Origin of the sequence: uncultured Sphingomonas sp., from assembly GCF_964250165.1 — a bacterium.
GTDB lineage: Bacteria > Pseudomonadota > Alphaproteobacteria > Sphingomonadales > Sphingomonadaceae > Sphingomonas.
On sequence record NZ_CAXUEK010000026.1, the window covers coordinates 20,043 to 32,954 of the forward strand.

Genomic DNA, 12,912 nt, shown 5'->3' on the forward strand with positions numbered 1-12,912 from the left:
CGTCATGCGCCCTTCGACGTTGCTCAAGTTCACCGCCTCCCCGGCGCAGGCCGGGGCCCAGTTGGGAGCCGACCGGATGCTGCGGGCCTCCCTCCGCCTTGCGCGGCGCCGGAGCTGGGCCCCGGCCTTCGCCGGCGGCCCGAGGAAGAAGATAGCCGCCGTCGCTCCCCCTCGTCCGCCGCGCGATCGCCGATGACCCCGCGCATCCTCATCATCGCCGGCTCGGATTCCGGCGGCGGCGCGGGCATTCAGGCGGACATCAAGACCGTCACCATGCTCGGCGGCCACGCCATGACCGCGATCACCGCCGTCACCGCGCAGAACACGCTCGGCGTCCACGGCATCCACCTCGTGCCGCCCGCGATGGTGATCGCGCAGGCGCGCGCCTGCCTCGACGACATCGGCGTGGACGCGGTCAAGATCGGCATGCTCGGCTCGGCCGAGACCGCCCACGCCGTGGCCGATCTGCTCGCCGCGCTCGACCTGCCGATCGTGTTCGACCCTGTGATGGTCGCGACCAGCGGCGACACGCTCGCCGACGCGCCGACGATCGCCGCGTTCGAGCGACTGATGCGGCTCGCGACGGTGGTGACGCCGAACCTGCCCGAACTCGCGGCCCTGGGTGGCGAGGCGGCGGTTCTCGCCAAGGGCTGCACGGTGCTGGTGAAGGGCGGCCATGGCGGCGGCGATGACCTCATCGACGAACTAATCCTGGCCGGCGGCGAGCGACGGCGATGGCAGGATAGCCGCATCGCCACGCGCCACACGCATGGCACCGGCTGCACACTGGCGAGCGCGATCGCGGTCGGGCTGGCACGGGGCGACCGCCTCGACCTGGCCGTCGCAAGCGCGCGCCGTTTCGTCCGCGCCGCCTTGCTCGCCGCGCCCGGGCTGGGGCAGGGACATGGGCCGATGGGTCAGCAAGCGGTCAGGACCTTCTGATGCCGAGCCTTCGCCACGAGAAGCTCTGCGCCGCCCCTGTCGCCGGGGTGGACGAGGCGGGTTGCGCGCCGCTCGCCGGGCCGGTGGTCGCCGCCGCCGTCATCCTGCCCGCGCGCGGCGTCCCCCGTGGCATCGACGATTCGAAGAAGCTGTCGGCCAAGGAGCGCGAGCGGCTGTATCATCGCCTCACCGCCTGCGCGGTGTGGGGCGTCGGCATCGTCGAGAATGACGAGATCGACCGGCTCAACATCTACTGGGCGCGGATGAAGGCGATGACGCTGGCGGTGGACGCGCTCGCGACCGCCCCCGCGCACGTGCTGGTCGACGGTAACCGCTGCCCGCGCTGGGGCCACACCGCGACCGCGATCGTGTCGGGCGACGCCATCTCGCTCTCGATCGCCGCCGCCTCGATCGTCGCCAAGCATACCCGCGACCAGATCATGATCGCCCATGCCGAGACCTACCCGCATTACGATTGGCGGACCAACAAGGGCTACCCCGCGCCCAAGCACCTCAAGGCGCTCCAGGAGCACGGCCCGACGCCGCTCCACCGCCGCAGCTTCGCCCGCGTCGCGCAGGCCGAGCTGGTGTTCGGCTGGCCGGAGCCCGCGCCATGAGCGGAACCGTGCGTAGTGAGTCCTTCGCGCCACACCACCGCAGCTAGGGACGGCGTGGGCGTGCACCCCCCAACATCTGGTCCGGGCCGCTTTTCGTTCTCCTCCGTTAACAGCTTCTCAACCTTTCGCGTTAACCAATGTCCGCTTGACGAGAGTCCGCCCCGCGATGCCAATCGCGGTGCAGGGGGAGCAGGCATGGGGGCGATACAGACGCTGGGGGCGCCCGGGACGCGGATCGGCAATCTTCCGTTGGACCAGATCGTCATGGGCGACTGCATCGCCGTGATGAAGGCACTGCCCGACAAGTCCGTCGACTGCATCTTCGCCGACCCGCCCTACAATCTCCAGCTCGGCGGCGACCTCCACCGGCCCGACGGCAGCCATGTCGACGCGGTGACCGACGCCTGGGATCAGTTCGAGAGCTTCGCCCAGTACGATGCCTTCACCCGCGCCTGGCTCGCCCAGGCACATCGCGTGCTGAAGGACGACGGCGCGCTGTGGGTGATCGGCAGCTACCACAACATCTTCCGCGTCGGCGCGGCGGTGCAGGATCTCGGCTACTGGATCCTGAACGACATCGTCTGGCGCAAGGCGAACCCGATGCCGAACTTCCGCGGCACCCGCTTCACCAACGCGCACGAGACGCTGATCTGGGCCGCCAAGGGCGACAAGGCGCGCTACACCTTCAATTACCGCGCGATGAAGAGCCTGAATGACGAGCTGCAGATGCGCTCGGACTGGGAGTTCCCGATCTGCGGCGGCCCCGAACGGCTGCGGCAGGGCGGGCACAAGGTCCATCCGACGCAGAAGCCCGAGGCGCTGCTCTACCGCCTCCTGCTGGCCAGCACGAAACCCGGCGACGTGGTGCTCGATCCCTTCTTCGGCACCGGCACGACGGGCGCGGTGGCGAAGCGGCTCGGCCGCCGCTGGATCGGCATCGAGCGCGAGGGCGAATATTGCGCCGCCGCCGCCGAGCGGATCGCCGCCGCGCTCCCGCTCGACGAATCGGCGCTGGCGACGATGCGGAGCCCCAAGTCGCAACCCAGGGTCGCGTTCGGCCAGCTGGTCGAGAACAGCTACCTCGTGCCCGGCGCGGAGCTGACGGATGCCAGGCGCCGCTTCCGCGCTACCGTCCGCGCCGACGGCTCGCTGGCGTCGCCCTGCGGCGCGACCGGCTCGATCCACAAGCTCGGCGCGACGCTGCAGGGGGCGCCCGCGTGCAACGGCTGGACCTTCTGGCACTTCGAGGGCCCGCAAGGGCTGCAGCCCATCGATGCGCTCCGCCAGACCTACCTGCTGGCGACGCAGCCATGATTTTCCCTCTCCCTTCAGGGGAGAGGGTGCCGAGCGCAGCGACGGCGGGAGAGGGGAAAGGCGAGCGCCGACTAGTGCCCCTCTCCCGACCTCGCCTTCGGCTCGGCCGCCCTCTCCCCTGAAGGGAGAGGGAAGGTTAGGATGATGCATGCACCTTCTTCCCGCCCAGTTCGTCGCCTCGCCGCTTCACCATGCCGACGGTGCGGTGGCGCGGCTGGCCGGGGGGCTGAACTGGTTCGCCGCCTATGAGGTGTGGGAGCACGGTCGACGCCGCACCGTGCCGGTCGCCGACGTCGCCGCGCTCGGCGAGCGCGCGGCGACGCTCCACGCCCGCATCGTCGCGCCGCGCCCCTCGCTCGTGCTCGGGGAGCGCACGCTGCGCTTCGACCAGCCGCGGGTCGCCGGCATCCTCAACGTCACGCCGGACAGCTTCTCGGACGGCGGCCGCCACGCCGGCGACCCCGCCGCAGCAGCGGCAGCGGGCGTCGACATGCTCGCCGCCGGCGCGGCGCTGGTCGATGTCGGCGGCGAATCCACCCGGCCCGGCGCGGCGCCGGTGTGGGAGGGCGACGAGATCGCCCGCATCGTTCCCGTCGTCGAGCGCCTCGCCCGCGGCGGCGCGCTGGTCTCGATCGACACCCGCAAGGCGGCGGTGATGGAGGCGGCGCTCGCGGCGGGCGCAGGAATGGTCAACGACGTCTCGGCGCTGGTCTGGGACGATCGCGCGCTCGCGGTGATCGTCCGCGCGCGCTGCCCCGTCGTGCTCATGCACTCGCCCGATCCGCAGGCCGGCGGCCATGGCCGCGCCGGCTACCGCAACGTGGTGGCGGAGGTGTTCGACTGGCTGGAGGCGCGCATCGCCACCGTTGCCGCTGCCGGCGTCGATCTCGGCAGGATCATTGCCGATCCCGGCATCGGCTTCGGCAAGTCGCTGGCCGAGAACCTGCAGCTGCTGAACGCCCTGCCGCTGTTCCACGGCCTTGGCGTCCCGCTGATGCTGGGCGCCAGCCGCAAGCGCCTGATCGGCGCGCTGTCCAACGAAGCGCCCGTCGCCGAGCGCCTCGGCGGCAGCCTGGCGCTCGCAGCGGGGGCGATGGAGGCCGGCGTCCAGCTGCTGCGCGTGCACGACGTCGCGGAGACCGTCCAGGCGGCGCGCGTGTGGCGCGGGCTTAGGGATCAGGCGCTGGCGGGCTGAGCCCGTTCAATGACACGCAGTGTATTCAAGATCATCATGCGTTGCGCCGCAATGCCGGCCGCACTACAGCGCCGGCAATTCTTCCACAGGAGCGATTTTTCATGGCTGACGACACGACCGATCTCAATGCCGTCGAGCTCGCGACCGAGCTGACCATTGCCTGGTTGGGCAATCCGAACACGCGCAGCTCGGCCGATGACGTTCCCGCCTTTCTGGGCAAGATGCACGACACCGTGTCCAAGCTGCTCGGCGCGGGCGAGCAGGCGCCGGCCGCTGCCCCGCAAGCCGAATACACACCGGCCGTGTCGGTGCGGAAGAGCTTGGCGTCCAAGGATCACATCATCTCGATGATCGACGGCAAGCCCTACAAGACGCTGCGCCGTCATCTCGCCACCAACGGCATGACCCCAGCGGAATATCGCGACCGCTACGGGCTGAAGTCCGATTATCCGATGGTCGCCGAGAATTATTCGGAGAGCCGTCGCGCGATGGCCAAGCAGATCGGCCTGGGCCGCAAGCCCGGCCAGAAGCGCGGCGAGGCCGCTCCGGCGGCCGCGCCCGCACCCGCCGGTCGCGGTCGCCGCAAGGCCGCCGCTATCGAGACGGCCGAGGGCTAACCCGCCTCGGCAGGCCGCCAGCCTACCGGCCGAAGGCGGCCTGCCGATAGAGCAGCGTGATCGCCACCCGCCGGTTGCGCGGGTCGGCGGGATCGTTGGCGACCATCGGCTCGCGGTCGGCGACACCTTCGATGCGGGCGAAGCGCGATTCCGGGATGCCGCCGAGCGCCAGCCGCCGACGGGTCGCTTCGGCGCGGCCGGACGACAGCATCCAGTTGTTCATCGCCCGCGGGTCGCCATAGGGCACGCTGTCGGTGTGGCCGCGGATCATGATCGGATTGGCGGTGCCCTGGATCGAGGCCGCGATCTGCCCGATCAGGTCCGCCGCCTCCGGCGCCAGCGTCGTCGTGCCGAGCGCGAACATCGAGTAGTTCGCGTCGTCGACGAGGTCGATCCGCATGCCCTCGGTCGTCATCACGAAGCGGACATGATCGGCCAGCTTCCTCAGCTCGGACGAGCCCTGCATCGCGACCGCGACCTGCCGGCGCATGGCCTCGAAGTTCTTGCGGTCCTCGTTGCGCAGCGAGCCCTTGTCGCCGGTACCGGGCTTGGCCCCGCCCGCGCCGGTGACGGGCGTCGCCAGCCCCTGCTCGGTCGAGCGGCCCGCCTTCTCGCCGATCTTCTGGTCCGACCGCACCGATTCCCCGCCGAACAGGCCGTTGCCGCCCATGCCGAGCGTGCGGGTGTCGATGATGGTCGGCGCGAAATAGTCGGCGATGCCCTTGCGCTGCTTCTCGTTGGTCGCGCCGAGCAGCCACAGCAGCAGGAAGAACGCCATCATCGCCGTCACGAAATCGGCATAGGCGACCTTCCACGCGCCACCATGATGGCCGCCATGGCCGTCGGCGATGATCTTCTTGACGATGACGATCTTGGGCGGCTGGTTCGAGCCGTGGGGAGCCCGCGCGGGCATTATGCGACGCCTCCCGGCGTGCAGCGGCGCCGGCCCGCTCCCCCACCCGACCGCCCAGCTAGGCTACTCTTGTGGGCGGTCGGGTAGCGGAGCGGGCCGGTGCCGGACATCGGCGTGAGCCGATCGGATAACGCCATCACCTGCCCCGCAACCCGTCGAACACCTCGGCGAAGCCGGGCTGGTTTGCGTGCTGGATGCCCGATCGCGCCGCCTCGATCACCAGCGGCTGCGGGTGGCCGTGGAGCGAGGCGATGATGATCTGCTTGACGACGTGATAGATCGCGGCGTCCGCGTCGATCACCTGCTTCAGCCGCGAGGCGAGCGGGGCGACCATGCCATAGGCGAGCAGCACGCCCATGAACGTGCCGACCAGCGCCGAGCCGATCATGGCGCCGAGGATCGACGGCGGCTTGTTGATCGAGCCCATCGTCTTCACCACGCCCAGCACCGCGGCGACGATGCCGAGCGCAGGTAGCGCGTCGGCGAGCGACTGCAGGGTCGTATGCGGCCCCTCGACCTCGTGATGGTGGGTCTTGATGGCGTTGTCCATCACCTCCTCCACCGCATGCACGTCCAGCGTGCCCGACGAGACGACGACCAGCCGCAGCGTGTCGGCGATCAGGTTCACCAGCGTGGGGTCGGCGAGCAGGCGCGGATATTCGGCGAACAGCGCCGAGGCCTTCGGATCCTCGACATGCGGCTCCAGCGCGATCGGCCCCTCGGTGCGGAGCATCTTCATCAGCTTGGAGACCAGGAAGATCACGTCGAGATAGTCCTGCTTCTTGTATTTCGGGCCCTTGAACACCTTGGCCAAGCCGCCGCCCATGGCCTTCAGCTCCTTGCCCGAATTGCCGATGATCAGCGCGCCCGCCGCGGCGCCGCCGATGATGATCAGCTCGTGCGGGATCGCCTCCATCACCGGGCCGAGCGCGCCGCCGGTGAAGGCGAATCCGCCGAACACCATGACGAGCAGGACGACGAGGCCGATGACGGGAAACATGGGCGGTCAGGGACTCCGGAGCAGCGCGGCGGCGGGGCGTTCGGAAGGAGGCTTATCGCCGAGAGGCTACGCTCGGGTTAACCAGCCGCGAGCCCGCGTTATTTCAGGTAATCGAACAGGCTCAGGCTCTGGAGTTTGGTGAAGCTCGCCTGCGTCGCCGACAGCACGGTCATCGTCTTCTGCAGCTCGGTGATCGCAGCGGTCACGTCGGTATCCTCCAGCGCCGAGCGCGTCGCCTCGCGGTCGACCCCGGTCTGCGTGAATGCCGATTGCTCCAGCTCGATGCGCGAGGCGCGCGCGCCGAGCGACGACTGAACGGTGAGCGCCTGCTGCGACTGCGCCCCCAGATCGTCGATGGCGGTCGCGGCGGCGCTGTCGACGTCCGTTCCGGCGCGCAGGGCGGCCGCCAGTTGCGTGATCGTCGTCAGCGCGTTGCCGCCGCCGACCTGGAACACGCGCGCGGCGGTCTCGCTGGGCTGCACCGACTGGCCGTTGCCGATCGGGATGGCGCTGGGGCTGATGCTCGCGAAGCTGTAGCTGCCGTCCGCGTTCTGCGTCACCGCCGCCGTGCCGTCGCCGCCACCGAACAGCGGCTGACCACGGGAATCGGCGGTGTTGCCGAGGCTGACCAGCTGGTCGCGGATTTCCTCCAGCTCGGCGGCGATCGCGCTGCGCGAGGTCGCATCCTGCGTGCCGTTGCGCGCGCTCAGCGCCAGCTCGGACGCGCGCTGGAGCTGCGTCGCGATCGAGCCCAGCGTCGTGTTCGCCTGCGCGACGACGGAGGACGCGACGTCGAGGTTGGCGGCGTGCGCGGTCGCGTCCGCCGTGTCGCGCGCCAGCCCCTGCAGGCGGGTATAGGCGACCGAGTCGTCCGACGGCTGCGCCAGCTTCTTGCCCGTCGCGATCTGCGTCTGCAGCGTGTCGGCGCGGGACGACAGGCGCGTCATCGCGGTGGACGCGCGATCGTAGAAGAGGCTGGTCGACAGCTGCATGGCGATCACCGGATGTCGAGGATGGACTGCATCGTCTCGCGCGCGACCTGGATCACGCGGCTCGACGCCGAATAGGCCTGCTGAAAGCGGAGCAGCTCCACCGCCTCGTCGTCCAGGTTGACGCCCGACACGGCATCGCGCGCGGCGACCGCACCGTCCTTGATCGCCCCTTGCGCATCGGCGACCTGATTGCGCTGCTGGAGCGCGGCGGCATTGCCCGACACCAGGGCGGTGACGCCGGTTTCCCAGCCATGCGCGCCACGCATGCTCTGGAGCAGCGCGAGATTGGAGGAATCGCGCGTCCCGCCGCCGACCGAGGCGGCGGCGATCCCGTTCGGGTCCGTCAGCGCGACGGAGATGTCGGTCGGCGTCGTGCCGGCCGCGAACATCGCCGCGCCGGGCTGGCCGTTCAGGTCGCGCCCGCCGGCCTGGATCGCATTCACTTCCTGCGTGAAATCGGTCGCGAGCGCATTGAGAGACGCGCGCGTATCGGCGATTCGGCCGGCAGCCTCCGTCACGCCGGCCAGCGCGCCGGCGGCTGGCGTGAACGCCTGGAACGTCCCGCCCTGCTGGACGCTGAAGGCGACCGCGCCGGCGTTGCGCGCATACGAAATATGCCCGGCCTGGCTGCCCTGCACGAAGGCGGGGCCGCTCTGGCCGCCGAGCGTCACCGTCGCGCGGCCGAGCGCGTCGGTAGTGACCCCGACATCGGCGATCGCGCTCATCTGTTCCAGCAGCTGGTCGCGCTGGTCGGCCAGCTGCGCGGCGGTCGTGCCGCCCGCGCCGGTGCGGCCGAGCCCGTCATTGACCTGCGCCAGCGCCGTGCCGAGCGAGTTCAGGGTGGCCGTCGCCTGCTGCCCCGATGCGTCGAGCTCGGTCATGCTCTGATCGAGCTGGCTGCCGGTGGTGCTGAACGAGGCGGCCAGCGACTGCGCGTTTTCCAGCATCACGGCGCGCTGCGGCGTCGAGCTGGGGTCGGCCGCCAGACTCTCGGCGGCGGTGAAGAAGCCGGTCAACCGATCCCCGAGATTGCTGCCGGTGAGCGAGGTCTGGATGCGGTCGAGCCAGGTCGCGCCGGTTTCGGTGCGGGCGAGGGTCGCGCCCGCGCTGCGCACGGCGGCGGCGCGGAACTGATCCGCGACCCGCGCGATGCCGGTCACGGCCACGCCGCTGCCGGTCAGCGCGCGGCCGGCGATGCCGCCCACCGACGTCACCTCGGCAAGCGTCGTCGTGCGGCGCGAATAGCCCGCGACGCCGGTGTTGGCGATGTTGTCCGACACCGTGGTCAGCGCGGTCTGATACGCGCGGACGCCGGTGGCGCCGATCGACAGGAGATCGCTCATGACGGGGGTTCTGACGACGGCGGGTTAAGATCGTCTTGCGCCGGTGCCGCCTTGTGGCTGAGGAAGTCGGTCATCGCCTTACCGATGCCGAGCGGCTGGTGCTCCGCCATCGCCTTGGCGGCCTGCGCGTCCTGCATGTCGGTGAACGTATCGAGCGCCTTCGAGTCGAACAGCGGATCGGCGAGCTTCGCCTGGCGCATGCTCTTGAGCATCATGCCCGTGAACACCGCCTCGAACTGCTGGCCGGCCTTCTTCAGGCTCTCCGGGCTGGACGTCCGGCTCAGGCCCGAGCCGATCCCCGTCGTACCCGCGATCGGGGTCGCACTCATAGCACGATCAACTCCGCCTTGAGCGCACCCGCTTCCTTCAGCGCCTCGAGGATCGCGACGAGGTCGGCCGGGCTCGCACCGATCGCGTTCACCGCCTTGACGACGTCGGCGAGCCGCGGGCCGGGGGCGAGCAGGAACATCGGCCGCTTCTCCTCGTCGACCGAGACGCCCGAATGCTGTTCCAGCGCGGTCTGGCCCTGGCTGAGCGGCGCGGGCTGGACGACGCGCTGCTGCTCGTCGATCCGCACGGTCAGCTTGCCGTGGGTGACGGCGGCGGGGCCGACGCGGACGGCGGAATTGATGACGACCGTGCCGGTGCGGGCATTGACGATCACCTTGGCGGGTGGCTCGGCGGCGGTCACGTCCAGGTTTTCGATGCCGGCCATCATCGTCGCGCGGGTTTGCACCCCCGGTAGCGCGCGCACGGACACCGACACGGCGTCGATCGCCTGCGCGGTGCCGAGGCCATAGGCCTTGTTGATCGCGCCTGCGACGTTCTGTGCGGTGGTCCAGTCGGCGCGCTGCAGATCGAAGGTGAGCGTCGGCGACGCGCCGAAGTCGCTCGCCACCGCGCGCTCCACCGTCGCGCCTTCGGGGATGCGCCCCGTCGAGGGGATGTTGATGACGATGCGCGAGCCGTCGGCGCCCTCGGCCCCCAGCCCGCCGACCGCGAGGTTGCCCTGCGCCATCGCATAGATCTGCCCGTCGGCGCCGAGCAGCGGCGTCAGGATCAGGCTGCCGCCGCGCAGGCTCTTGGCCTTGCCCATCGACGCGACCGTGATGTCGACCCGCTGGCCGGGCTTGGCGAAGGGCGGCAGCTCCGCCGTCACCATCACCACCGCGGCGTTCTTCATCCCCGGATTGACGCCGGGCGGCAGCTCCAATCCGAAGCGGCTGGCGACCGCCTTCAGGCTCTGCACGGTATATTCGAGATTGTCGTCGCCGGTGCCGGGCAACCCGACCACGACGCCATAGCCGGTCAGCTGGTTGGCGCGGATGCCCTGGAACGCGCCCAGGTCCTTGATGCGGTCCGCCGAGGCGGGGGTCGCCAGCAGCAGCGCGGCCAGCACGGTAAGAAGAAGACGAAACATGCCGCGATCCTAGGACGAAGAGGTTGCCGGGCGGCTAACCGTCAGAAGGGCGAGACGACCTGGAAGAAGCGGCTGAGCCAGCCCTGGCGGCTGGCGCGCGCGACGTCGCCCTTGCCGGTGTAGCTGATCTCGGCGTCCGCGACGCGGGTGGAGGCGACGCGATTGTCGAGGCCGATATCCGCCATGCGCACCAGTCCGCGGATGCGCACGAACTCGTCGCCGCGGTTGAGCGTGACGCGCTTTTGCCCTTCCACCAGCATCGTGCCATTGGGGTAGACCGCGGCCACCGTCACCGAGAACTCGCCGGTCAGCGAATTGGCCTGGTCGGCCGTGCCGCCGCCGGCGAAGTTGCGGTTGCCGCTGACGCTCGCGTCGGTCGGCTTGAACAGCGACAGCGCGCCCGTGGTCGGCGGCGTGATGCCGAAGCCGCCGCTCGAATCGAGCTTGGAATTGGCGGACTTGGACGCCTCGGTCTTCTCCACCAGCACGACCGTCAGCGGATCGCCGACGCGCCGCGCGCGCCAGCCCTCGTACAGCGCGGCATAGCCTGCGTCCGGCTGGAAGATGGCGCCGTTGCCGGGCAGCGGCGCGGGGGCAGGCGGCGGCGGCGGCGTGAACTGCACCGGGGCGGCGCGCTTGTGCGCGTCGACCGGCGTCGGCAGCACGGCGCCGGCGACCAGCGCCGCGACGGCGGCCGCGGCCAGGATGTCCAGCACCGGCGGGCGGATCGGGGTGGGAGCGCGAGCGGCCATGCTCAGACGTTCTGGTTGACGTATTTGAGCATGTCGTCGGTCGCCTGGATCATCTTGGAGTTGACCTCATAGGCGCGCTGGCATTCGATCATGTCGACCAGCTCCTCGACGACGTTGACGTTGCTGGCCTCCAGCATGCCCTGGCGCACATGGCCGCGGCCGTCCTCGCCCGCCACGCCCAGATTGGCGGCGCCCGACGCGGCGGTCTCGGTCAGGTAGTTGTCGCCCGTCGACTGCAGCCCGGCGGCGTTGGGGAAGCTCGCGACCTGGATCTGGCCGATCTGCTGCGCGGCGTCCTGCCCCGCGACCGTGGCCGACACCGTCCCGTCCTGGCCGATGGTGATGTTGGTCGCGCCTTCGGGCACGGTGATGCCGGGCATGACCTGATAGCCTTCGGACGTGACCAGCAGGCCTTCGGGCGAGCGCGAGAAATTGCCGGCGCGCGTGTAGCCCAGCTGCCCGCCCGGCATCTGCACCTGGAAATAGCCGTCGCCGTCGAGCGCCAGATCGAGGCTGTTGCCGGTGGTCTGCATCGAGCCCTGCGTGTCGATCCGCGCGGTGCCCTGGATGCGCACGCCAGTGCCGAGGTTGAGGCCGGTTGCGTATTTGCTCTCGGACGAGCTCGCGGCGCCCGCGGCGGTCACCACCTGATAGGCGAGCGCCTCGAACGCCGCCCGATCGCGCTTGAAGCCGGTCGTGTTGACGTTGGCGAGGTTGTTGGAGATCACCCGCATGCGCATGTCCTGGGCGTCGAGCCCGGTGCGCGCGATGTGCATGGCGGCGGACGACATAAACCGTTTTCCCTTCAGCTCGGCAGGCGCATCAGCGACGCGCCGCTTTCGTCCATGTCCTTGGCCGACTTCATCATCCCGGCCGTGACCTCGTAGGCGCGCTGGTTCTCGATCATGTCGACCAGCGCCTGCGTCATGTCGACATTGGAGCCCTCCAGCGCGCCGGCCTGGACCTGCGCGTCCAGGTCTTCGGGCAGCGCGCCGCCGCCGCGCACGCGCAGCAGGTTGTCCAGGCCCTTCACCGTCTGTGTGCCCTTGCTCGACGCGACCTTGAGCTTGTCGACGATCTGCGGCTGACCGCCGTCGGTGGGCACGATCGAGATCGAGCCGTCGGGCGCGATCGACACCGACTTGTACGGCGGCAGCGTGATCGGTCCGGATCCGCCCTGCACGATGAACCCGTCGCCCGTCTGGAGCACGCCCGAGGGCGCGACCGCCAGGTCGCCGCGGCGGGTATAGGCCTCGCTGCCGTCGGCCGCCTGCACCGCGAGCCAGCTGTCGACGCTGCCCATCGCGACGTCCAGCGGCCGGTTGGTCTGCTGCACCGCGCCGGGCGTGCGGTCGGCGTCGCGCACCTCTTCGCTCGCCGGCATGCGTGCTTCCATCTGCGTGCCGTCGCCCTTCAGCCAGACCTGGTCGAAGGCGACGCGATCGGCGCGGAAACCGGTGGTGGACGCGTTCGCCATGTTGTTGGCGATCGCCGCCTGCGCCGCCATGCGCGCGCGCAGACCCGTCGCCGCGGTGTATACGAGCTTGTCCATCTATCGGCTCCGCGTCCTCGCGATCACGAGCGGATGTTGAAGATGGTCTGCGACACCTGGCTCGCGGTATCGAGCGCCTTGGCGTTCGCCTGGAAATCGCGCTGCGCGGCGATCAGGTCGACCAGCTCCTCGGTGATGTCGACGTTGGAGCGCTCGATCGTGCCGCTCATCAGGCTGCCGTAGCCGCCATTGCCGGCGGCGCCGAGCTTGGCGTCGCCCGAGATGCCGGTCGACGACCAATAGCTGTTGCCGAGC

Annotated in this window: 15 protein-coding genes; 5 read left to right on the forward strand and 10 right to left on the reverse strand. The window is 70.2% G+C overall.

Annotation, left to right across the window (positions count from 1 at the left end; all coding sequences use genetic code 11):
- Positions 1 to 192 precede the first annotated feature (192 nt).
- The 5 genes from thiD (at position 193) to ACFE64_RS07650 (ending at position 4,685) form a co-directional block, all read left to right on the forward strand.
- A complete protein-coding gene (thiD, locus tag ACFE64_RS07630; RefSeq protein ID WP_375391859.1) occupies positions 193 to 942 on the forward strand; it encodes a bifunctional hydroxymethylpyrimidine kinase/phosphomethylpyrimidine kinase in 750 nt (249 codons plus the stop codon).
- On the forward strand, positions 942 to 1,559 hold the full coding sequence (locus ACFE64_RS07635) for a ribonuclease HII (protein ID WP_375391860.1): 618 nt from the start codon (positions 942 to 944) through the stop codon (positions 1,557 to 1,559). The genes thiD and ACFE64_RS07635 overlap by 1 nt, the downstream gene beginning before the upstream one ends.
- Positions 1,560 to 1,754: 195 nt before the next feature.
- Positions 1,755 to 2,873: a site-specific DNA-methyltransferase gene (locus ACFE64_RS07640; RefSeq protein WP_375391861.1), complete on the forward strand. Its 1,119-nt coding sequence runs from the start codon at positions 1,755 to 1,757 to the stop codon at positions 2,871 to 2,873.
- A 148-nt stretch (positions 2,874 to 3,021) separates the two neighbouring features.
- Entirely contained in the window at positions 3,022 to 4,068 is a 1,047-nt protein-coding gene (folP, locus tag ACFE64_RS07645; protein ID WP_375391862.1) for a dihydropteroate synthase, read from the forward strand.
- Between the two features lie 101 nt (positions 4,069 to 4,169).
- Complete coding sequence (locus ACFE64_RS07650) at positions 4,170 to 4,685, forward strand: MucR family transcriptional regulator (RefSeq protein WP_375391863.1); 516 nt, start codon at positions 4,170 to 4,172, stop codon at positions 4,683 to 4,685.
- A gap of 22 nt (positions 4,686 to 4,707) precedes the next feature.
- Here the strand turns inward: ACFE64_RS07650 and ACFE64_RS07655 are convergent, their stop codons facing one another.
- The 10 genes from ACFE64_RS07655 to ACFE64_RS07700 form a co-directional block, all read right to left on the reverse strand.
- The gene (locus tag ACFE64_RS07655; protein ID WP_375391864.1) at positions 4,708 to 5,598 is read right to left on the reverse strand and encodes a flagellar motor protein MotB; all 891 of its coding nucleotides are present in this window, start codon (positions 5,596 to 5,598) and stop codon (positions 4,708 to 4,710) included.
- A gap of 136 nt (positions 5,599 to 5,734) precedes the next feature.
- Positions 5,735 to 6,598: a flagellar motor stator protein MotA gene (gene motA, locus ACFE64_RS07660; protein WP_375391865.1), complete on the reverse strand. Its 864-nt coding sequence runs from the start codon at positions 6,596 to 6,598 to the stop codon at positions 5,735 to 5,737.
- A gap of 98 nt (positions 6,599 to 6,696) precedes the next feature.
- Positions 6,697 to 7,590, reverse strand: coding sequence for a flagellin (locus ACFE64_RS07665; protein ID WP_375391874.1), 894 nt, complete (start codon positions 7,588 to 7,590; stop codon positions 6,697 to 6,699).
- Between the two features lie 5 nt (positions 7,591 to 7,595).
- Positions 7,596 to 8,933 (reverse strand): flagellar hook-associated protein FlgK, encoded by a 1,338-nt coding sequence (gene flgK, locus ACFE64_RS07670; RefSeq protein WP_375391866.1) that lies wholly within the window; start codon positions 8,931 to 8,933, stop codon positions 7,596 to 7,598.
- The gene (locus tag ACFE64_RS07675; protein WP_375391867.1) at positions 8,930 to 9,262 is read right to left on the reverse strand and encodes a rod-binding protein; all 333 of its coding nucleotides are present in this window, start codon (positions 9,260 to 9,262) and stop codon (positions 8,930 to 8,932) included. Before ACFE64_RS07675 ends, flgK begins: the two co-directional genes overlap by 4 nt.
- Positions 9,259 to 10,353, reverse strand: coding sequence for a flagellar basal body P-ring protein FlgI (locus ACFE64_RS07680; protein ID WP_375391868.1), 1,095 nt, complete (start codon positions 10,351 to 10,353; stop codon positions 9,259 to 9,261). Before ACFE64_RS07680 ends, ACFE64_RS07675 begins: the two co-directional genes overlap by 4 nt.
- A 41-nt stretch (positions 10,354 to 10,394) precedes the next feature.
- Positions 10,395 to 11,105 (reverse strand): flagellar basal body L-ring protein FlgH, encoded by a 711-nt coding sequence (locus ACFE64_RS07685; RefSeq protein WP_375391869.1) that lies wholly within the window; start codon positions 11,103 to 11,105, stop codon positions 10,395 to 10,397.
- A 2-nt stretch (positions 11,106 to 11,107) separates the two neighbouring features.
- Entirely contained in the window at positions 11,108 to 11,896 is a 789-nt protein-coding gene (gene flgG, locus ACFE64_RS07690; protein WP_375391870.1) for a flagellar basal-body rod protein FlgG, read from the reverse strand.
- Positions 11,897 to 11,910: 14 nt separating this feature from the next.
- On the reverse strand, positions 11,911 to 12,657 hold the full coding sequence (locus tag ACFE64_RS07695; protein WP_375391871.1) for a flagellar basal body rod protein FlgF: 747 nt from the start codon (positions 12,655 to 12,657) through the stop codon (positions 11,911 to 11,913).
- Positions 12,658 to 12,680: 23 nt separating this feature from the next.
- A partial coding sequence (locus tag ACFE64_RS07700; RefSeq protein ID WP_375391872.1) for a flagellar basal body rod C-terminal domain-containing protein occupies positions 12,681 to 12,912 on the reverse strand: 232 nt, incomplete at its 5' end.

Bases quoted from the DNA above. Each gene is read 5' to 3' on its own strand.
- ACFE64_RS07650 (WP_375391863.1), top strand. From the start codon at position 4,170: ATGGCTGACGACACGACCGATCTCAATGCCGTCGAGCTCGCGACCGAG.
- folP (WP_375391862.1), top strand. From the start codon at position 3,022: ATGCACCTTCTTCCCGCCCAGTTCGTCGCCTCGCCGCTTCACCATGCC.
- ACFE64_RS07640 (WP_375391861.1), top strand. From the start codon at position 1,755: ATGGGGGCGATACAGACGCTGGGGGCGCCCGGGACGCGGATCGGCAAT.
- ACFE64_RS07655 (WP_375391864.1), bottom strand. From the start codon at position 5,598: ATGCCCGCGCGGGCTCCCCACGGCTCGAACCAGCCGCCCAAGATCGTC.
- ACFE64_RS07695 (WP_375391871.1), bottom strand. From the start codon at position 12,657: ATGGACAAGCTCGTATACACCGCGGCGACGGGTCTGCGCGCGCGCATG.
- ACFE64_RS07680 (WP_375391868.1), bottom strand. From the start codon at position 10,353: ATGTTTCGTCTTCTTCTTACCGTGCTGGCCGCGCTGCTGCTGGCGACC.
- ACFE64_RS07635 (WP_375391860.1), top strand. From the start codon at position 942: ATGCCGAGCCTTCGCCACGAGAAGCTCTGCGCCGCCCCTGTCGCCGGG.
- ACFE64_RS07665 (WP_375391874.1), bottom strand. From the start codon at position 7,590: ATGCAGCTGTCGACCAGCCTCTTCTACGATCGCGCGTCCACCGCGATG.
- ACFE64_RS07685 (WP_375391869.1), bottom strand. From the start codon at position 11,105: ATGGCCGCTCGCGCTCCCACCCCGATCCGCCCGCCGGTGCTGGACATC.
- flgG (WP_375391870.1), bottom strand. From the start codon at position 11,896: ATGTCGTCCGCCGCCATGCACATCGCGCGCACCGGGCTCGACGCCCAG.
- ACFE64_RS07675 (WP_375391867.1), bottom strand. From the start codon at position 9,262: ATGAGTGCGACCCCGATCGCGGGTACGACGGGGATCGGCTCGGGCCTG.
- thiD (WP_375391859.1), top strand. From the start codon at position 193: ATGACCCCGCGCATCCTCATCATCGCCGGCTCGGATTCCGGCGGCGGC.
- flgK (WP_375391866.1), bottom strand. From the start codon at position 8,933: ATGAGCGATCTCCTGTCGATCGGCGCCACCGGCGTCCGCGCGTATCAG.
- motA (WP_375391865.1), bottom strand. From the start codon at position 6,598: ATGTTTCCCGTCATCGGCCTCGTCGTCCTGCTCGTCATGGTGTTCGGC.